This is a genomic window from Marisediminicola sp. UYEF4 (assembly GCF_040546025.1).
In the GTDB taxonomy this organism is placed as follows: domain Bacteria; phylum Actinomycetota; class Actinomycetes; order Actinomycetales; family Microbacteriaceae; genus Marisediminicola.
This window is the reverse complement of the sequence record NZ_JBEPNA010000004.1, coordinates 177259-197202: the sequence shown is the minus strand read 5'-3', so window position 1 is coordinate 197202 and position 19944 is coordinate 177259. Positions and strand designations below refer to the sequence as shown.

Sequence of the window (19944 nt, the reverse complement as noted above, 5' to 3'; positions counted from 1 at the left end):
GGACCGTTCGTTGTGAGCGCAACCGTGCGCGTGGCCGGCGCGGCGATGTCGGTGGCAGCGGCTAGCTTGGGTCGGGTGAGCATCAGTGGATTCCAGCGGCGGCGCGCGGCCGCCCCGGTGCGCGCGCCGGCATCCGTTGCTCTCACGCTCGTCGACGTCGAGCTCGACCGTTCGCAGCGCGCGGTCCTCGACCTCCCCGATGACGCATCCGCCGCGGTCATCGGCGCCCCGGGCTCCGGTAAGACGACGACGCTGATCGAACTGGTCGCGAACCGGGTGCTCGAGCGGGGTTTCGCTCCGGAGCAGGTGCTTGCCCTCACGCCGAGCCGGAGCACGGCCACGAGGCTGCGGGACATCCTCGCCGTGCGCCTCGCCGTGCCGACAAACGGCCCGCTCGCGCGCAGCGTCAACTCGCTCGCGTTCGAGATCGTCGGCCACGCCGCGACTTTCGCCGGCGGAGCGGCGCCGCGCCTGATCACCGGCGGTGAGCAGGACCACGACATGGCCCAGTTGCTTGCTGGGCACCTCGAAGACGGCTCCGGGCCGGCGTGGCCGGAACTGCTCGGCCCGCAGGTGCGCGCGCTGCGCGGGTTCCGCACGGAACTGCGCGACCTGCTCATGCGAATCACCGAATACGGCATCTCCACCACCGTGTTGCGGGAGCTCGCGGCGGTCCACGACCGCGACGAGTGGGCCGCTGCCGCCGATTTCTTCGACGAGTACCTTCAGGTGAGCGGGTGGCTGCGCCCGGGCCAGTGCGACTCGAGCGAGCTTGTGAACCGCGCCGCGGCCGCACTCGAGTCGGGCGAGGTCAGCGCCCGCATCGAGGGCCTGCGACTGGTCGTCGTCGACGACATGCAGGAGGCCACGGCGTCCACTCTCACGCTGTTGCGCGGTTTCGCCCGGCGCGGCGTCGCGATCGTCGCGCTGGGGGATCCGGATGTCGCCGCGAACGCCTTCCGCGGAGGCGAGCCCGATGCGCTCGGCCGGTTATCGAGCCTGCTGCGGCTGCCCAGGGCCGGCACCCTGTACCTGCGTTCCGTCCACCGGCAGGTGCCAAAGCTTCGCACCCTGACTTCCGCCGTTGTCGCGAGGATCGGCACCGCCGCCGCCGGACCCCAACGGGCAGCGGCGAGCGTGCCGAGCCCGGATGCTGCGTCGGACGCCGCCGCCCCGGCCCCCGACACCCAGGGCCCCGTCGAACCCACCACCGGCGCCCTCCTGAAGCCGATCGTGCGCATCGAAGCGGCAACGCCCTCGCGCGAGTGCGCGGCGATCGCGCGGGTGCTGCGCCAACGCCACCTCATCGACGGCATCGGTCTGAACTCGATGGCCGTTGTGGTGCGCAGTGGTGCGCAGGTGCCCGTCGTGGCCAGGGCGCTGGCTCTCGCCGACGTGCCCACCCGCACCGCGGTCGGCGGCCGGCCCCTCCGCGAGGACCAGTCGGCGAGGGGTCTGCTCGCCGTTGTCGACATCGGGATGGGCAGAACGGCGATGACGCCCGACCTTGCGGTCGACCTGCTGCTCAGCCCGTTCGGCGGGCTCGACCGGCTGGGCCTTCGCCGACTGCGCCTCGCGTTGCGCGCGGAGGAACTCGCCGGCGGCGGAACCCGCCAGAGCGACGTGCTGCTCGTCGAGGGTCTCGCCGCGCCCGGCCGCTTCACGAGCATCGACCACCGCGTCGCCCGAAACGCCGACCGGCTCGCCCAGACCCTCGCCTCCGTCGGCGAGCTCGCGGCGGGCGGCGGCACCGTCGAGGAGCTGCTCTGGCACGCGTGGGAGCGCAGCGCGCTGTCTGCGCCGTGGCTCGCCCAGGCGCTGGGCGCGGGAATAACGGCAGCCGAGGCCAACCGCAACCTCGACGGCATCGTGGCGCTGTTCACCGCGGCCAAGCGCTTCGTCGAACGCCAGCCTGCGGCCCCCGCGAGCGTCTTCCTCGACTCGGTGCTCGACGCCGAGGTGCCCGAAGACACGCTGTCACCGCAGTCCTCCGGCGACGCAGTGCTCGTCACGACCCCGTCCGGGGTGGTCGGCCTCGAGTTCGACGTCGTCGTGGTCGCCGGCGTGCAGGAGGGCATCTGGCCGAACCTGCGGCTGCGCGGGTCGCTGCTCGGCGCGCAGCAGCTCGTCGAGGCCGTCACAGGCCAGGCCGACACCCCCCTTGATGCCCGCCGGCTCGTGCTGCACGATGAGTTGCGGATGTTCGCGCTCGCGGTATCCCGCGCACGCCGCCAGGTGGTGGTCGCCGCGGTCGCGAGCGACGACGAAGCGCCGAGCGTCTTCTTCAGCTTCCTCCCGCCGGACGTTCCCGTGACCGACACCTCCGCGATGCCGCCGCTGTCGCTGCGCGGCTTCACCGGGCGGCTCCGCCGGGAGCTCGTGCAGCCGAACCGGGCACCGTCCGAGCGCGCCGCCGCGGCATCCGCCCTCGCCCACCTCGCGGTCGAAGGGGTTCCCGGCGCCAGTCCCGACGAGTGGCTGGGGCTGCTGGCGCCGTCGACGACCGAGCCGCTCTACCTCGACGACGAGAGCATTCCGGTCTCCCCGTCTGCGCTTGGTTCGTTCGAGGACTCCCCGCTCGACTGGTTCATCGGCTCGGTCGGCGGCACGCAGGCCAGCGGTGCGATGGCGATCGGCACGATCATCCACTGGGCGATGGAGACCGCCACCGACGCGAGCGTCGACTCCCTGATCCGCGCGATCGAGGGCCGCTGGGGCGAGCTGCTGTTCGAATCGGAGTGGATGTCCGAGCACCAGAAGGTCGCCGCCCGCCGCCTCGCCGCCGGCGTCGCCGAGTACCTCGCCGACTTCGACCGCGACGGCAAGGCGCTCGTCGCCGCCGAGGGACGATTCCAGCTCGAGATCGGGCGGGCCACCGTGAACGGCTCGATCGACCGGGTCGAGCGCGCGGCCGACGGATCCGTGGTGATCGTCGACCTCAAGACCGGTCGGGCGATCACGAGGCAGAACGAGATCGACGAGCATCCGCAGCTGGGCGCCTACCAACTCGCCTACGCCGAGGGCAAGCTCGACGAGTTTCTCGATGCCCTCGGCGCTCACAGCGGTGGGGGAGCAAAGCTGCTCTTCGTGAAGGAGGGGCTGCGCGGCAAGAGCTATCGCGTTGCCGAGCAGGCGCAGCTCGATGCAGAGGCGCTCGAGGGATTCCGTCGACGGATAAGCGAGGCGGCGACGCTGATGGCCGCGGCCGAGTTCACGGGCGCGGTGGACGTGAGCGGCTGGGGTGCCTCGGTCGATTCCGCGGCGAAGCTCCACCGGGTGAGGGCGGTATCCAGTGACTGAGGGCGACCAGCAGGGCACGGGGCGGCCCGTCAGCGCCTATGACATCGCCGATGCGCTCGGGCAGCCGCGGCCGACGGAGCAGCAGCGCGCCGTCATCGAGGCCGAACTCGCGCCGGCGCTCGTCATCGCGGGGGCGGGCAGCGGCAAGACCGAAACGATGGCCAACCGGGTGCTGTGGCTGCTCGCCAACGGCCACGCGACCGCCGGGCAGGTTCTCGGCCTCACCTTCACCCGCAAGGCGGCGGGCGAGCTCGCCACCCGCATCCGCGAGCGCATCGCCCAGCTTGCCGAAAAAGGCCTCGTCGCGGGCGACTACGACGCGTTCGACCCGCCGCTGGTCGCCACCTACAACTCGTTCGCCAACACGATCTTCCGCGACAATGCGATCCTCCTCGGGCGGGAGAGCGACGGCGCCGTGCTGGGCGAGGCCTCGGCCTGGCAGCTCGCCCGGCGCATCGTCGTGACGAGCGGCGACAAACGTCTCGCCGGCCTGGGCCGATCGGTCGACACCCTGACAAACGACATGCTCACCCTCAGCCGGGCGATCAGCGAGAACGTGGTCGACCCGGCCGACGTCGTCGCGATGGCCGAGCGCTTCGTGTCGATCGCCGACCTGCCGCTGGGCGGCAAGGGCGCCTACGCCGAGGTCGACAAGCTCGCGGCGAAGGTCGGCGCCCTGCCGGTTCTCGTCGAGCTCGCGGCCGAGTTCGCCGCGACGAAGACGGCGCGCGGCTTCGTGGAGTACTCCGACCAGGTGGCCCTCGCCCTCGAGATCGTGCGCGGCGTGCCCACGGTCGTCGCCGAGATCCGCGACCGGTACCGCATCGTGCTGCTCGATGAATACCAGGACACCTCCGTCGTGCAGACCTGGCTGCTCGCGGAGCTTTTTGCCGACCACCCGGTGATGGCCGTCGGCGACCCGAACCAGTCGATCTACGGCTGGCGCGGCGCGAGTGCCGCGAACCTCGAGGGCTTCGAGCGGCAGTTCGGCGCGGCGGAGGCCGGCGGCGTGCAGCAGTTCGCCCTCTCGACGAGTTGGCGCAACGGCCACGACATCCTGGCGGTCGCGAACGCCATCGTCGAGCCGCTGGCGGGCGAGAGCACCGTTCGGGTGCAGCGACTCGAGGCCTCCCCGGCCGCATCCGACGTCACGGTCGAGGTGGTGTTCGAGCAGACGCTCGCCGAGGAGGCTGACGCGGCCGCCCGCTGGCTGCGCGACCAGTTCGCGACGGCGCCGGGCGCCTGGACGAAGAACAGGCCGGCCGCCGATTCCCCGCCGAGCGCCTCGATGCTGTTCCGGGCCCGCAAGACGCAGGGCGTTTTCATCGACGCGCTCCGCCGTCACGGTGTGCCGTTCCACGTGCTCGGCGTGGGCGGGCTGCTGGCCGAGCCGGAGATTGCCGACCTCGTCTGCGCCCTCGCGGTCGTCGGCGACCCGTCGGCGGGCTCCGAGCTCGTGCGCCTGCTCGCGGGGGCGCACTGGCGGGTCGGGGTGCGTGACCTCAAAGCGCTCGGGCGGGTCGCCTCGTGGCTGGCAGGACGCGATTACGCCCAGAAGCCGCTCGACGATGATCTGCGAACCCTCCTGCGCAACTCGGTCGCCGACGGCGAGGGCGGCTCGATCGTCGACGCGCTCGACTTCGTCGCCACCGCGAGGCCCGGCCACGGCGCGCTCGGCGCGTTCAGCGAGCTCGGGCTCGAGCGACTGCGCGCCGCCGGTCAGACCTTCGCCCGGCTGCGGGCCCGGTCCGGGCTCGACCTGCTCGAGACCGTCACCTTCGTCGAGCAGGAGCTCCGCCTCGACATCGAGGTGATCGCGAACGACACCCATTCGCTCGGCGGGGCCAACATGGACGCCTTCTTCGACGCGCTGTCCGGCTATCTCGCGGTCGACGAGTCTGCCTCGCTCAGCGGATTCCTCGGCTGGTTGCGCGAGGCCGAGTGGCGCGACGGGCTCGCCCCGCGGCCGGAGGAGCCGGAACCGGGCACCGTGCAGCTGATGACGATCCACGGCGCCAAGGGGCTCGAGCACGACATCGTGGTGGTGCCGCGGATGGTCAGCGGAGAGCTGCCGGGCGCCCCGGGGGACGGCTACACCGGCTGGCTTGCCTACGGCACGCTGCCCTACGAGTTCCGCGGCGACGCAGCCGAGCTGCCCGTCTTCGACTGGCAGGGCGCCGGGACCCGCAAGGAGCTCGTGGCAGCGCAGAAGCTGTTCTCGGAGCAGGTTCGCGAAAGGCACGAGCTCGAGGAGCGCCGACTCGCCTACGTCGCCGTCACCCGCGCCCGGCACGCGCTGCTGCTCACCGGGTCATTCTGGGCGAGCCAGACCAAGCCGCGAACGCCGAGCCCGTTCCTGCTGCCGCTGGCCGAGTCGGGTGTCATCGGGCCGCTTCCCGGGTCTCCGGACGAGGAGAGCAACCCCGCCGGCGACCGCGTCGACACCCTCACCTGGCCGCTCGACCCGCTCGGCGACCGTCGCGTTCGGGTCGAGTGGGCCGCCGGCGCCGTGCGGGGCGCGGTTCCCGGTGACGAGGGCCGTTGGGCGCGCGATCTCGACCTTCTGCTCGAGGAGCGCCGCCGCCGGCTGAGCGAGGGGGCCGTCGTCGACGTGCCCAGCCGGGTCTCCGCATCCCGGTTCAAGGACTTCGTCACCGACCCGGCCACGGTCGCGGCGAGCCTCCGCCGGCCGATGCCCGAGCGCCCGTACCGGGCCACCCGGCTCGGTACGCTCTTCCATGACTGGGTCGAGCAGCGCTACGGCGTCGGCGGATCCACCGACGTGATCGACGCGCTCGCGCAAGAGATCGACGACGATGACGCCCCGGTCGAGCTCGACGAGCTCGACCGGCTCAAGCGCACCTTCGAGCTCTCGCCGTGGGCGGGCCTCGCCGCGGTGGACGTCGAGCGGGAAATTCACCTTCCCCTCGACGGCCAGGTGATCATCTGCAAGATCGACGCGGTCTACTTCGACGGCGAGCGTTACCAGGTCGTCGACTGGAAGACCGGAAAGGCGCCGAAGGATGCCGCGGACCTCGAGCAGAAGCAGCTGCAGCTCGCGCTCTACCGGCTGGCGTACGCGAAGTGGCGTGGCATCGACCCCGACCTCATCGACGCTGTCTTCTACTTCGTCAGCGACGACACGATCATCACTCCGGAGCGCATCTTCGACGAGGACGAACTGGTCACGCTGTGGCGGGGCGTCACGGCCTGATGGTCACGGCCTGACCGTCAGGGTGCGCGTCACGCGGAGTCCCACGCCGATGCGAGCGTGCTCGGTCGCTTCAGGATGGCCGAGACGAGGGCCTCGATCGGCTCTCGCGCCGTGGCGGGATTGGACAGCAGCGCGAACTCCACCTCGCCGAGGGCGGGAAGGTCGAACGCATTCGTCACGTCGACGAGGTCCGGCGGGATCATGGTCTGCGGGAACACCGCAATGCCGATGCCCGCACGTGCCGCGGCGATCACGCCGTTGACCTCGCGCGTGTTGCAGGTGATGCGCCAGGTGCGCCCCGACTCCTCGAGGGCGTGGATGGCGGCGGCGCGGCTGATGCTCGGCGCCTGGTACGCGATGAGCGGCACGTGCGCGCTCGGGTCGAGGACGAGCGACTTGTGCGCCGCCCAGACGAGCCGCTCGCGGCGCACCACCCGCCCGTCGGATTCGCCCGGCTCCTGCTTCACGAAGACGAGGTCGAGCTGCCCGGCGCCCAGCCGGCGAGAGAGCACGCCGCTCTGGTTCACGGTGAGCTCGAGGTTGATGTGCGGGTAGAGCTGGCGGAAGTCGCGGAGGATCTGCGGCAGTTGGGTGAGCGCGATGTCATCGGCCGAACCGAACCGGAGCCGCCCGCGCATCGCCGACCCGGTGAAGTACGCCGTCGCCTCGTCATGCGCCGCGAGGATCGTGCGGGCGAACCCCACCATCGCGTCGCCGTTGTCGGTGAGGCGCACGTCGCGGGTGTCGCGCGCCACAAGGATGCGCCCCGCCGCCTTCTCGAGCTTGCGAATGTGCTGCGACACCGTCGGCTGGCTCAGTGACAGAAGCTCGGCGGAGCGGGTGAAGCTCAGTGTCTCGGCCACCGAGATGAGGGTCTTGAGGAGCACGGGATCGAACACACGACTGACCCTATCATTGAGAAAATCAATGGGACTTATAGAGTCGATTATTTCCCGTTATGGAGAGGCCGAGCTTACAGTGGAGCAGTGGCTCCGACAACGAATAACATCGCCCCCGCCACCGAACCCATCCCGCTCGTGCTCGACCGCCCCCGCTGGCGCGACACCTTCGACTCCCTGCGTATCCGCAATTACCGGCTCTACGTTCTGTCGCAGGTTGTCGCGAACACCTCGGTGTGGATGCAGCGCATCGCGATCGATTGGCTCGTGCTCGAGCTCACCGGCAGCGTGGCGCTCGTCGGCCTCACGGTGGCCCTGCAGTTCGGCCCGATCCTGTTGTTCGGCGCCTGGGGCGGTGTCATCGCCGACCGGTACGCCAAGCGCTCGCTGCTGATCCAGACCCAGGCGGTCGTGGTCGTGCTCTGTGCGCTCCTCGCGGCACTGACCATCGTGGGAGTGGTGCAGGTCTGGCATGTCTTTCTCGCCGCGGTCCTGCTCGGAACCGCCGCTGCCGTCGACGGACCGGCCCGTTCGGCCTTCATCTCCGAGATGGTCGGGCACTCGCGGCTGCGCAACGCCATCAGCGTCAACGCGTCGATCTTCCACCTCGGCGGGATGCTCGGGCCCGCCCTCAGCGGGATGCTCATCGTGGTCGTCGGGTCCGGCTGGTCGATCGCCGCCAACGCTGTCGCCGGCCTCGTGGTGCTCGCCGCCCTCGGCGCGATGCGGATGGGCGAGCTGCGCACCTCGCCGCGTCTCGCCCGCAGCACCGGCCAGATCCGCGCCGCGCTGCGCTACGCGATGTCGAAGCCCGCGATCTTCTGGAGCCTCGTCACCCTCTTCTTCGTGTCGACGTTCGGCATGTCGCTGCCCGTACTCCTCGCGGCGATGGCGAACGACGTCTACGAGACGGGGGCACGCGGCTACGGCCTGTACAGCTCGCTCGCGGCCGTCGGCGCGTTCCTCGGCGCCCTGCTGTCGACCAGGCGCACAAGCCTGCGGCTGCGCTCGATCGTCGGGGGCGCCGTCATCTACGGGCTCATCACCGCGGCAGCCGGCGTCGCGCCCGTCATCGGCATCTTCCTCGTCGCGCTCGTCGGCATCGGGCTGTCCCGGCTGCTGTTCGCGATGGCCGCGGAGTCGATGACCCAGCTGTCGTCCAACACCAGCATCCGCGGCCGCGTCATGTCGCTCTACATCATGGTTCTGCTCGGCGGGCAGGCGATCGGTGGCCCGCTCATGGGCTGGATCGCCGAGGAGTGGGGCGCGCGCTCCGCCCTCGCCGTGGCCGGACTGGTTCCGGCGATCGCCGGCCTCGCCATCGCGGCGACCCTCGCCCGCACGGGTGAGCTCACCATCCGCGTGAACGTCCGCAGCCCGCGGGCGCCCGTGAGCATCGTGTCGCGCCGGAGCGGCAGCGTCGCCCGTCGCGTCGCCCGCCCGGCCGGGGACGAGTCGAAAGCCGGCTAGTTGCGGCCGTTCCGGTCGAGCATGTCCTCGACCTCGGTGACGGTCATCACCGGGCTCGTGTTCGTGTCGATCCGGCGGTTGATGTCGTGCTGTACGACGTCGACGAGGTTGTGCAGCATTCCGACGGCGTCATCGACGATCTCGGTGCTGCGCTGCGTCGTGCCGTGGAGGAGCCACTGGGCGATCTCGAGCTCGGCGTAGAGCATCGCCCGCTTGCGCAGCTGGCGGTCGGTCGAGCCCCTCGCCGCGCTATAGGCGTCGAGCAGCGCGTCGGCCCCGTCTCCGGATGGGGCCCCGAGAAGCCAGAAGAGATCGCGCGCCGGGTCGCCGACGCCCAGGGCGTGCCACTCGACGACTCCGGTGATTCTCTGGCCGTCGGTGAGCAGCGTGCCGCCGGTGATGGCACCGTGGATGACGGTCGGGGCGAACTGCCACAGCGTCGGGTCCTCCGTCGCGTTCTCCCAGCGCACGACGAGCGCAGCGGGCACGAGACCGGTCGCGACGGCCTGGTCCATGATCGTCACGGCGGCGGCGAGGGCGTCGAGGGGCCGCACGATGCTGAGTCCCGCATCGGCGACGAAGCTCGTCGGTAGCGCGTGGATCGCGGCGACAGCACGGCCGATCGACTCGGCGAGGTCCGCATCGGCGACGTGCTCGAGCCCGACGGGGGAGCCGGGCAGAAGGTCGCAGACGACCGCGCGCGTTCCGCCGACGGGCGCGTGGCCGAGGGGCGTCGGTGCCGAGAAGGGCAGGCGCGCGCGGATGCCGGTGCTCAACGCCCTCAGGGCGATCAGGTCGGCGGAAGCCTGCGTTTCAGCCGATGGGCTGCGGGGAACACGGATCAGCAGGCGCTGCCCGTCACGCGTGGAGAGGGCGGCCTGCTCGTAGTCGCCCCCGGAACCGGAGCCGTGGCGGCTCGCTGTCGTGACGTCGAGGCCGGCTACGGCCGAGGTGGCGAGCGCGGCTAGAGTGAGTGGGGATCTGGCCATGGTCTCAAGGGTAAGTTGTCGAGCGGCGGCCGCGGTCGTGCGCCACGCACAATCCTCCCGAAGGCCATGAACATCCCCGAGATTGTAAGGTTCGTCGATGTCATTTGAGTTCACGGCCCGTCTGCCGCTATCGCGGCACGAGCTCGACCGCGACTACCTCGCACGCGGCCGGCCCGACCTCTTCGCCGAGCTGTGGGCGGACGACTCCACCCGCGTGCTTCTGCTGCACAACGGGCAGGCGCTGCTGGCCGACGACGGAGCGCTCGCCCTGCTGGGCGCTGCCGAGGCCCCGGAGGCGGAGTACCTCATCTACCTCGGCCGCTCCATCGACGCCGCCGCGACACCCTTCGTCGCCGCGAAGCTGTCCGAGCCCGCCGCCGCGACGCTCGGCGGCGATGCGCGCTGGGGCGACCTCCGGTCACTTGGCGCGAGCCTCGGCGACCGTGACGCCGGACTGTTCACCGAGGCCCTCGCGATGGCCAATTGGCATGACTCGCACCGCTTCTCGCCGCGCAGCGGCAAGCCGACGCTGTCGGTGCAGGGAGGGTGGGTGCGCAAGGCCGAGGACGACGACCACCAGCTCTTCCCCCGCACCGACGCGGCGATCATCGTGGGCGTGACGGATGCCGAGGACCGGATCCTGCTCGGATCCAACGCGCTCTGGAAGAACAACCGCTACTCGCTGTTGGCCGGCTTCGTCGAGCCGGGCGAGTCGCTCGAAAACGCCGTCGTGCGCGAGGTGTTCGAGGAATCCGGCATCCGCATCGCCGAGCCGGTGTATCTCGGCTCGCAGCCCTGGCCGTTCCCCGCGTCGATCATGCTGGGTTTCCGCGCGATCGTCGACCAGAGCCTCGAGTCACGCCTCACCCCCGACGGCCAGGAGATTCTCGACCTGCGCTGGTTCAGCCGGGAGGAGCTCGCCGCCTCCCTCGACGAGATCGCGCTGCCCGGCCCGACGTCGATCGCGCGCGCGATCCTCGAGGACTGGTTCGGCGGGCCGATTATCGATCGGCGCGACTGGTGACCGCCGTCTCGGGAACGGCGACCGCGTGGCACTGACCGCCCAGTCCCTGCTCGCTGGCCTCGACGAGGAGCAGCGTGTCGCGGCCGAGGCTCTCCTCGGCCCGGTCTGCCTGCTCGCCGGCGCCGGCACCGGCAAGACGCGGGCCATCACCCACCGCATCGCCTACGGCGTCGCGACGGGCGTCTACCCTCCGGGCCGGGTCATGGCACTCACCTTCACCTCGCGGGCTGCCGGAGAGCTGCGCGGCCGGCTGCGCCAGCTCGGCGCCGGGGGAGTCTCGGCCCGTACCTTCCATGCCTCCGCGCTTTCGCAGCTCGGCTTCTTCTGGCCGCAGGTCGTCGGCGGCACCATGCCGCGCATCCTCGAGTCGAAGGGGCGGCTGATCGCCCACGCGGCGGAGAGCCTGCGTCTCAAACTCGACACCCCGACGCTGCGCGACCTCGCCGCCGAGATCGAGTGGCGCAAGGTTTCGAGGCTCACCCTCGACCAATACGCGGCCGTCGTCGAAAGCCGCGTCACACCCGACTCCCTCGACGCCACCCGCATGGTCGCCCTTCACGGCGCCTACGAGCAGGTCAAGGACGAACGCCGCCAGATCGACTTCGAGGACGTGCTGCTGGCCACCGCCGGAATGCTCGAGTCAGAACCGTGGGTCGCGCAACAGGTGCGCGAGCAGTACCGCTTCTTCGTCGTCGACGAGTACCAGGATGTTTCGCCGCTGCAGCAGTCGCTGCTCGAGCTCTGGCTCGGCGACCGGCAGGACGTCTGCGTCGTCGGCGATGCGAGCCAGACAATCTACTCATTCGCCGGGGCGTCCTCCGACCTCCTTCTGTCGTTCCCGTCCCGCTACCCGAACTCGACTGTCGTGCGGCTCGAGCAGAACTACCGCTCGACTCCCGCAATCGTGGAGACGGCCAACCAGCTCATGCGCGGCCGGGCCGGCTCGCTGCGCCTGCGCGCCGCGGACCGGCCGGCACCGGTGCCGGGCAAGGCGCATCCGAAGGCGATCGCGCCGTCGGTGACGACCTACCGCGACGACCGCGCGGAGGCGCGCGGGGTCGCCGGCCAGATCGCCGACCTCGTCGCCGCAGGCTCTCGCCCCCAGGACATCGCCGTGCTCTACCGCATCAACGTGCAGGGCGCGGTGCTCGAGGCCGCTCTCGGCGATGCCGGGATCGGCTACCAGCTCAAGGGCGGCAAGCGGTTCTTCGACCTTCCCGAGGTCAAGCAGACACTCATGATGCTCAAAGGCGCGTCGGTCGCGAACACCGTCGAACCGCTGTTCAAGACGGTGAGCGATGTGCTGCGCTCGCTCGGCTGGACCCAGGAGGCGCCCGAGGCGCGCGGTGCCGTCCGCGACCGGTGGGAGTCGCTCAACGCGATCATGGGCCTCGCCGAGTCGGCGGTGCCGGGCACGACGCTGCGGCAGTTCTCGGACGACCTCTATGAGCGGTCGGCGGGGCAGCACGAGCCGACGATGGATGCCGTCACCCTCGCGACCCTGCACTCGGCCAAGGGTCTGGAGTGGGAGACGGTCTTCGTCATCGGGCTGAGTGAGGGACTCGTTCCGATCAGCTATGCGAAGACCCCCGCGGCTGTCGATGAGGAACGCCGGCTGCTCTACGTCGGCGTCACGCGCGCGCGGGAGCGGCTGCACCTGTCCTTCGCCGAGGCTGCGCCGAAGCGGTCGACGCCGCGTCAGCCGTCCCGGTTCCTGGCAGAGCTGCGCAACCGCATTCCGGATGCCGCCGCCACGGTGTCGGGGCGGTAGCTCCCGTCGCGGCATCCAGTCGCACGGACACCGCCGTCGCGGCGGGGCCTCCCGCCAGCCGCGCGATCACGATCCGGGCGGCGATCGCCGCCACCTCTCCGGCGACGATGCCGGCGTCGACCGGGCTCCGCCGGCCGAGCAGCTGGGACGCCATCGCCGGCCACGACGTGTCGGCGTCGGTGTGCCAGCGTTCGAGGCAGTGCAGGCACGGGCCGTGGCCCGGCTCGATGACCGGTCCGATTCGCGCGCCGGTGTCGCCGAACACGATCGGGAGGTGGGGCAGGTCGCGTCGCAGCCAGAGGCCGTGGAACGCGGGGTCGAGTACGAAGTGCCCCACTACGACCGCGACGTCCCGCGCGTTTCCGGCTGCCGCGAGATCACCGCCGACGAGCCGAGGCTCCACCCCGCTCGAGGCGAGGGCATCCGCCAGCCGCTCCACCGCCCTGCCCCGCCCCGCGATCACGACGGTGCGGGGGCTGGGAGCCGGGACGACGCTGTCGAGCAGCGCTGGTTTCACGAGCCGCACCATCCGGTCGGCCTCGCCGGAGTCGGCGCCGGCGGTGGCCGCGAGCATGGCGAGACCGGGCCGGGTGATTCCGGCGACGAGCGCCGAGATCATGCGCTCCTGCGCCTCCGACACGTCGACGAGGGTGACGGGCGGCGCGTCGACCCCCAACTGGAGGCTGCTCGGACTGCGCCAGACCAGTGGCAGTCGAGGATCGATTCGAAGCACCATCGTCGAATGATGCCAGCCGTGCGCCAACGTCGTCGCCGAGAGTGCACAGGCGCGGCAGCCGCGCAGGCTGGGCGGGAGCGCTATCCGCGCGGGTCCTCCGCCGGCCCGTCGCCCGATTCGTGCGGTCGGTCGTCGCTCGTGTCGTTGAGGAGGTCCTCGATCGCCTGATCGACGTCGTCGTGAGCCGGTGTCGTCGAGGTCAGCCGCGCGATGAGGGCCGCCGGGTCGTCGATGTCGCCCGAGCCCGGCAGAACGTCCGGGTGGGACCACAGCTCGTCGCGGCGCTCGGCGCCGACGGCATCCGTCACCTCCTGCCACATGGCGGCGGCCTCGCGCAGGCGCCGCGGTCGCAGCTCGAGGCCGACGAGGGTCGAGAACGCCGATTCGGCAGGTCCGCCGGCGGCACGCCGCCGGCGCACTGTCTCGGCGATCGCGGCCGACTTGGGCAGTCGCGTCGTCGCCTGCGCGGTGACAACGTCGACCCAGCCCTCGACGAGGGCGAGCATCGTCTCGAGGCGGTCGAGGGCGTCTCGCTGGGCCTCCGACTTCGGCGGGATGAGTGCCCCGCTCGCCATGGCCTTGCGAAGTTCCTCCGGGTTCGACGGGTCGAAGTCCGAGGCGAGCTGCTCCATGAGACCCGTGTCGATGCGGATGCCGTGGGCGAAGCCGGTGATCGACGTCATCAACTGCAGCCGGAGCCACTTCGCGTGCCGGAACAGCCGGGCGTGGGCAAGTTCGCGAACGGCGAGGTAGAGCCGGATCTGGTCGGGCTCGATGTCGAGGCCCTCGCCGAACGGCGCGACGTTCTGGGGGAGGATCGCGGCCTGGAGCTCGGTGCCGTTGGCCGAGTCGAGCAGGGGGATGCCGATGTCTCCTCCGGAGACCACCTCGCCCGAGAGCTGCCCGACAACCTGGCCGAGCTGCATCGCGAACAGGGTTCCGCCGATGTTGCGCATGAGCTTGCTCGCGCTGTCGAGCATTCCCGTCATCTCCTCCGGCGCCTGCTGGCGCAGCACGTCGGTGAGGGCGTCGGAGATGCTGAGTGCGACGGGCTCGGCCAGCTGGGTCCAGACGGGCATGGTGGCGGCGACCCACTCCGTCCTCGTCATAAGCCTTGGGGTGACGCTGAGCTCGGAGACGTAGGTTGCCTCGCTGAGCCACAGCGCCGCGATGCCGTAGGCCTGCTCGATGGCGGCCCGGTCGGCGGGAGACGTCGGCTGCGTCTCGCTCGTGGCGATCGTTGTTGCCTGCTGGCGCGCGATCTCCCAGTTGACTCCCTCGCCGCTGTACTGCATCGCGGCCTGCAACTGGGCCATCAGCTGCGCGAGCATCGCCGGGTCGTCGGGCAGGCCCGCCGCACTTGCGAGCTTGGCGGGGTCAATGTCGGAGTTGCCCGACAGCAACTCGCGCAGCATGTCCTGGAACTCGTCGTTCGGCTCGTGCTGAGGATCTTCAGGCATGCAAACTACGCTAGCCCGTGCACAGCGGGGGGTGGCTGGATTTTGACCTAGGCTGTGCGACTGGTCGTGCGCCCGTGGCGAACACACCGCCGAACTTTGAACGCACGGGACCGATCTGGCCCGGGAATGGACTGTAGTGGCGCTCTTTTCGAACGACCATGCCGAGCCGTCGCCACGGTCGCGGCGCCGTCTCCGCGCCGGCTGGACGCTCCTCACGGTGGGCATCGTGGGCGCGCTCGCGCTCTCCTTCGTCCCGTCGCCCTATGTGATCGAGCGCCCCGGACCCGTCTTCGACACCCTCGGCGAGGTGAGTGTCGAGGGGGAGGCCGTCCCGCTGATCTCCATTCCCGGCGAGGAGACCTATCCCACCGAGGGAACACTCAGCATGCTCACGGTCAACGTGGTCGGCAACCGCGAGACCCGGCCGAACTGGTTCGAGGTCATCACCTCCTGGGGCAACCCGAGCAGGGCCGTCCTTCCCCTCGACGAGGTCTTCCCCCCGGGGCAGAGCCTCGAGCAGTCGAACGAGCAGAGCGCCGTCGACATGCAGAACTCCCAGAAAGACGCGATCGCCGCGTCGCTCACCGAACTCGGTTACCCGCTCGAGGCCACCCTGACGGTGGCCGGATTCTCGCCCGACTCGCCCTCGGACGGCATCCTGGCGGAGGGCGACGAGATCCTGCGCGTGAACGGCGAGGACCCGCTCGACGTCACGCAGCTGCGCTCGATCATCGCCGACAACGGCACCACGTCGCCCGTGACGCTCGAGATCGAGCGGGCGGGCAGCACCGAAACCGTCGAGGTGACCCCGCGGGAGAACCCCGACGGCGATGGCAACCCGATCGTTGGAATCACGGTCGGGGCCGACTACGACTTCCCGTTCGAGGTCAAGATCCAGCTGGAGAAGGTCGGCGGCCCGAGCGCCGGCATGATGTTCGCCCTGGGGATCATCGACAAGCTCACCCCGGGGGCCCTCAATGGAGGCCAGGACATCGCGGGCACCGGCACGATCGCAGTCGACGGCTCGGTCGGCCCGATCGGCGGCATCCGGCAGAAGCTCTACGGCGCGAAGGATGACGGCGCCGAGTTCTTCCTCGCCCCCGCAGCGAACTGCGGCGAGGTCACCGGCAACATCCCCGACGGTCTCACGGTGTTCGCCGTCGGCACCCTCGACGAGGCCCTCGCGGCGCTCGAGGTCGTTGCGCAGGGCGGCGACACCGCCGCTCTGCCCGGCTGCGACGGCTGATCCGGCGCTCCGAGGCGCCCCGTCGGCGATCTCGCAGCGCAGGCCCCTTAAGATGGGAATCCACAGCCATCTACAGCCAGGAGCAGTCTCTTGACTTCCACGGAAGCACGTCCGGCCTCGCGCACGCGGGCACCACTCGCCATCGCAGCCGGAGTAATCGCCGCACTCGTTATTGTCTTCTTCATTTTTGCGAGCCTTTATACCGACTGGCTGTGGTTCGACCAGCTCGGATTCGCGAACGTGCTCACGACGGGGTGGATCGCCGCGTCGGTGATGTTCCTCATCGGCTTCTTCTCGATGGCCGTGCCCGTCTACGTGAGCATCGCGCTCGCGTTCAGGGCGCGTCCGGTCTACGCCAAGCTCAACTCGCAGCTCGACCGCTACCAGCAGGTCATCGAGCCGCTTCGTCGCCTCGCGATGTTCGGCATCCCCGCCGTGCTCGGGCTGTTCGCCGGCGTCGCGACCTCGTCCCGCTGGCCGGTGGCACTTCAGTGGCTCAATCGCACGCCCAGTGGCGAGACCGACCCGCAGTTCGGCCTCGACATCTCGTTCTACCTGTTCGAGCTGCCGTTCTACCAGTCCGTGGTCGCCTTCGCGTCGGCCATCGTGCTCATCTCCGGCATCGCGGCCCTCGCGACCTCCTACCTTTACGGCGCGATCCGCATCAACGGACGCGAGGTGCGAATCTCCAAGGCCGCCCGCATCCAGCTTGCGATCATCGCCGCCGTGTACCTCGCGGTGCAGGCGGTCAGCATCTGGCTCGACCAGTACGCGACCCTCGTGAATAGCAGCAGCGACCTGCTCGTCGGCGCCTCGTACGCCGACGTCAACGCCGTGATCCCGGGCCGCGCGATCCTCGCCGGAATAGCCGCGATCGTGGCGGTCCTCTTCATCATCACCGCCATCATCGGACGCTGGCGCCTGCCCATCGTCGGCACCGCGCTGCTCATCGTCAGCAGCCTGCTGATCGGATCGGTGTACCCGTGGATCGTGCAGCGCTTCCAGGTCGCACCGAGCGTGCGAAGCGTCGAGGCCCCGTACATCGAGCGCAACATCGAGGCCACCCGCGCGGCCTACGACGTCGCCGACGTCGAGGAGCAGCGGTTCGACCCGTCGACCGACACCGAGGCCGGCGCGCTCCAGAACGACGCCGAGACGACCGCGAACATCCGCATCATCGACCCTGCTCTCGTCACGCGGACCTTCGCGCAGCTCGAGCAGTTCCGCCAGTACTACCAGTTCGCCCCCGAACTCGACGTCGACCGCTACGAGATCGACGGCAAGGTGCAAGACACCGTCATCGCCGTGCGCGAGCTCAACCTTGACGGCCTCGGCGGCGCGAACAACTTCTACAACCGCACCTTCGTCTACACCCACGGCTACGGCGTCGTCGCGGCGTTCGGAAACCAGCGGTCGGCCGAGGGCCTGCCCGTGTTCCTGCAGTCGGGAATCCCGAACGACGGGGCACTCGGCAGCGACTTCGAGCCGCGCATCTACTTCGGCGAGCAGTCCCCGCCGTTCTCGATCGTCGGCGCGCCGGAGGGCGACCGCCCGGTCGAGCTCGACTTCCCGTCCGGTGAAGAGGAGGGCGCCGAGAACGCCACCACCACCTACGCCGCCGACGGCGGGCCCGCGCTCGACAACGTGTTCAAGAAGGTGCTGTACGCGATCAAGTTCCAGTCGGAGCAGATCTTCCTCTCCGACGCGGTCAACGACGAGTCGCAGATTCTCTACGACCGCGACCCGAAGCAGCGCATTCAGAAGGTCGCCCCCTACCTCACCCTCGACAGCGATGCCTACCCGGCGGTCGTCGACGACAAGGTGGTGTGGATCGTCGACGGCTACACGACGAGCGACAACTACCCGTACTCCGACGTCAAGCAGCTCAGCAACGCGATCGTCGACACGTACACGCCGACTCCCGCCTACGCGATCGACAACATCAACTACATCCGCAACTCGGTCAAGGCGACAGTGGACGCCTACACCGGCGAGGTCACCCTTTACGCCTGGGACGACGAGGATCCGATCCTGAAGACGTGGCAGAAGATCTTCCCGACCACGGTCGCGCCGATGAGCGAGATGTCGGGCGACCTGCTGAGCCACGTGCGCTATCCGGCCGACCTGTTCAAGGTGCAGCGCCAGATCCTGAGCACGTACCACGTGACCGACAGCGACTCGTTCTTCTCGAGCGATGACGCATGGATCACGCCGAACGACCCGACGAAGACCGCTGCGACGGCGGAGTTCCAGCCGCCGTATTACCTGACGATGCAGGTGCCTGGTTCCGACCAGCCGAACTTCTCGCTCTACACGACCTTCATCCCGCAGTCGTCGGGTGAGGGCACGAGAAACGTGCTCACGGGCTACATGGCCGTGAATGCGGATGCCGGAAGCACAGCCGGTGAGGTGGCCGACACCTACGGCAAGTTCACGCTGTTGACCCTGCCCAAGCAGAACACCGTTCCGGGCCCGGGTCAGGTGCAGAACAACTTCAATACCGACACCGAGGTGGCCAACCAGCTCGCGCTCCTCGCGCGGGGTGACACCGAGATCGTGCGCGGTAACCTGCTGACACTGCCGGTCGGCGGGGGACTGCTCTACGTGCAGCCCGTGTACGTGCAGTCGACGGCGGAGACGACCTACCCGATCCTGCGCAAGGTGCTCGTCTCGTTCGGCGACCAGATCGGCTTCGAGGACACCCTCGACGCCGCGTTGAACTCGGTCTTCGGGGGCGACTCCGGGGCAAATGCCGGTGACGAGGACGTGGTGGTCGACCCGATCAATCCGAGCGAGCCGGTCGATCCCGACGCCCCTGAGCCAGAGGCGCCCACGACGCCCACGACGCCGAGCGACAGCCCGGCGCTCACGGCGGCGCTCGAGGACGCCCGCCAGGCGCTCCTCGACCGCGCGGCCGCTTACGCGGCCAACGACCTGGTCGCGGCCGCTGAGGCCGACGAGGCACTGCAGGCTGCCATCGAGCGGGCGATCACCGCGTCGCCGTAGTCCGGGACGACCAGGGCGGAATCCGGGTGCCGATGGCGCCGGGGTTCCGCCCTTCGTCGTTACCCCGGGCGGCCCGAGGTGGGACGCACATGCTGCCGGTGGCCGCAAGGTGGAATCGGCGGTCGAATACTCTGGTATCGTTGTGCTTACGCCGCGGGGTGGAGCAGTTCGGTAGCTCGCTGGGCTCATAACCCAGAGGTCGCAGGTTCAAATCCTGTCCCCGCAACAGAGGGTCATTCCGGAAATACTCGAGAGAGTTTCCGGATATTGACTGAAGAAGGACCGGAATGGTTGAGAAACCGTTCCGGTCCTTTTTTCATGCCCGGAAATGGACGTTCCTGCGGGCGTGTGCCGTCGTGCAGGTCGTTAACTGACGAATCGACCTGCGTTTGGGCAGGTCGAATTGTTCGGTGTTGCGGGAGAAGTGTGAGTACCGGTCGCTAGACGAGAGTGGTCGGCGGTGGTGCCGGCTCTGCTCGGCGAAGCGGTGTGCCGCGCTCGTCACTTCGTCGCCTGGCTCGGGTCTTTGTGTGTGATTTCTCGATGCGGTTCGCTTCGGCCACGAAGAACGACGCGATTCGCTTGAGGTTCGAGGTGACGACGGCGAATGTCAGGGCGAGGAAGGTGGCGGCGTAGCCGCGTCCGGAGCGTTTCTTGGTGTTCTCAATATCGCCGTGGGCGGGGGACTTCAGCAGGTTGTTCGAGCTCTCGACAAGGCTGCGCATGCCGAAGTAGCCGCGCCATTCCGTGCCGTTGTGGGGGAGGGGATCCTTCGCTTCGTTAGTGCTGGACGGCGCTGTTTGGGTGGTACTAATCTTTTTTCACGATC

11 protein-coding genes and 1 tRNA gene are annotated in these 19944 nt (G+C 69.7%); 8 read left to right on the top strand and 4 right to left on the bottom strand.

What is annotated here, in order from left to right; all coding sequences use genetic code 11:
* Positions 1 to 75: 75 nt before the first annotated feature.
* Together ABIB15_RS06690 and ABIB15_RS06685 are read left to right on the top strand one after the other, a co-directional pair.
* The gene (locus ABIB15_RS06690) at positions 76 to 3300 is read left to right on the top strand and encodes a PD-(D/E)XK nuclease family protein (RefSeq protein WP_354476231.1); all 3225 of its coding nucleotides are present in this window, start codon (positions 76 to 78) and stop codon (positions 3298 to 3300) included.
* Positions 3293 to 6514 (top strand): ATP-dependent helicase, encoded by a 3222-nt coding sequence (locus tag ABIB15_RS06685; protein WP_354476229.1) that lies wholly within the window; start codon positions 3293 to 3295, stop codon positions 6512 to 6514. Before ABIB15_RS06690 ends, ABIB15_RS06685 begins: the two co-directional genes overlap by 8 nt.
* Before the next feature lie 29 nt (positions 6515 to 6543).
* Here ABIB15_RS06685 and ABIB15_RS06680 read toward each other — a convergent pair whose 3' ends face one another.
* Entirely contained in the window at positions 6544 to 7413 is an 870-nt protein-coding gene (locus ABIB15_RS06680) for a LysR substrate-binding domain-containing protein (protein WP_354476227.1), read from the bottom strand.
* 87 nt (positions 7414 to 7500) lie between these two features.
* Here ABIB15_RS06680 and ABIB15_RS06675 point away from each other — a divergent pair, with 87 nt between their 5' ends.
* Positions 7501 to 8883: an MFS transporter gene (locus tag ABIB15_RS06675; protein WP_354476225.1), complete on the top strand. Its 1383-nt coding sequence runs from the start codon at positions 7501 to 7503 to the stop codon at positions 8881 to 8883.
* Here the strand turns inward: ABIB15_RS06675 and ABIB15_RS06670 are convergent.
* Positions 8880 to 9872 (bottom strand): phosphotransferase, encoded by a 993-nt coding sequence (locus ABIB15_RS06670; RefSeq protein WP_354476223.1) that lies wholly within the window; start codon positions 9870 to 9872, stop codon positions 8880 to 8882. The genes ABIB15_RS06675 and ABIB15_RS06670 overlap by 4 nt on opposite strands.
* Before the next feature lie 97 nt (positions 9873 to 9969).
* Here ABIB15_RS06670 and nudC point away from each other — a divergent pair, with 97 nt between their 5' ends.
* A complete protein-coding gene (gene nudC / locus ABIB15_RS06665; RefSeq protein WP_354476221.1) occupies positions 9970 to 10896 on the top strand; it encodes an NAD(+) diphosphatase in 927 nt (308 codons plus the stop codon).
* Between the two features lie 25 nt (positions 10897 to 10921).
* Positions 10922 to 12667 (top strand): ATP-dependent helicase, encoded by a 1746-nt coding sequence (locus ABIB15_RS06660; RefSeq protein ID WP_354476220.1) that lies wholly within the window; start codon positions 10922 to 10924, stop codon positions 12665 to 12667.
* 816 nt (positions 12668 to 13483) lie between these two features.
* Here the strand turns inward: ABIB15_RS06660 and ABIB15_RS06655 are convergent.
* Positions 13484 to 14863 (bottom strand): zinc-dependent metalloprotease, encoded by a 1380-nt coding sequence (locus ABIB15_RS06655; RefSeq protein ID WP_354476218.1) that lies wholly within the window; start codon positions 14861 to 14863, stop codon positions 13484 to 13486.
* A 136-nt stretch (positions 14864 to 14999) separates the two neighbouring features.
* On the opposite strand from ABIB15_RS06655, the gene ABIB15_RS06650 reads away from it, so the two are divergent.
* The 3 genes from ABIB15_RS06650 (at position 15000) to ABIB15_RS06640 (ending at position 19341) form a co-directional block, all read left to right on the top strand.
* The gene (locus tag ABIB15_RS06650; protein ID WP_354476216.1) at positions 15000 to 16109 is read left to right on the top strand and encodes a YlbL family protein; all 1110 of its coding nucleotides are present in this window, start codon (positions 15000 to 15002) and stop codon (positions 16107 to 16109) included.
* A 90-nt stretch (positions 16110 to 16199) separates the two neighbouring features.
* Complete coding sequence (locus tag ABIB15_RS06645) at positions 16200 to 19115, top strand: UPF0182 family membrane protein (protein WP_354476214.1); 2916 nt, start codon at positions 16200 to 16202, stop codon at positions 19113 to 19115.
* A 152-nt stretch (positions 19116 to 19267) separates the two neighbouring features.
* A tRNA-Met gene (locus ABIB15_RS06640) sits at positions 19268 to 19341 on the top strand.
* Positions 19342 to 19555: 214 nt separating this feature from the next.
* On the opposite strand, the gene ABIB15_RS06635 is transcribed toward ABIB15_RS06640, so the two are convergent.
* Complete coding sequence (locus tag ABIB15_RS06635) at positions 19556 to 19840, bottom strand: hypothetical protein (RefSeq protein WP_354476212.1); 285 nt, start codon at positions 19838 to 19840, stop codon at positions 19556 to 19558.
* Positions 19841 to 19944: the final 104 nt, after the last annotated feature.

Excerpts from the sequence above, each read along its gene's own strand:
- ABIB15_RS06670 (WP_354476223.1), bottom strand. The coding sequence starts at position 9,872 with ATGGCCAGATCCCCACTCACTCTAGCCGCGCTCGCCACCTCGGCCGTA.
- nudC (WP_354476221.1), top strand. The coding sequence starts at position 9,970 with ATGTCATTTGAGTTCACGGCCCGTCTGCCGCTATCGCGGCACGAGCTC.
- ABIB15_RS06655 (WP_354476218.1), bottom strand. The coding sequence starts at position 14,863 with ATGCCTGAAGATCCTCAGCACGAGCCGAACGACGAGTTCCAGGACATG.
- ABIB15_RS06635 (WP_354476212.1), bottom strand. The coding sequence starts at position 19,840 with ATGCGCAGCCTTGTCGAGAGCTCGAACAACCTGCTGAAGTCCCCCGCC.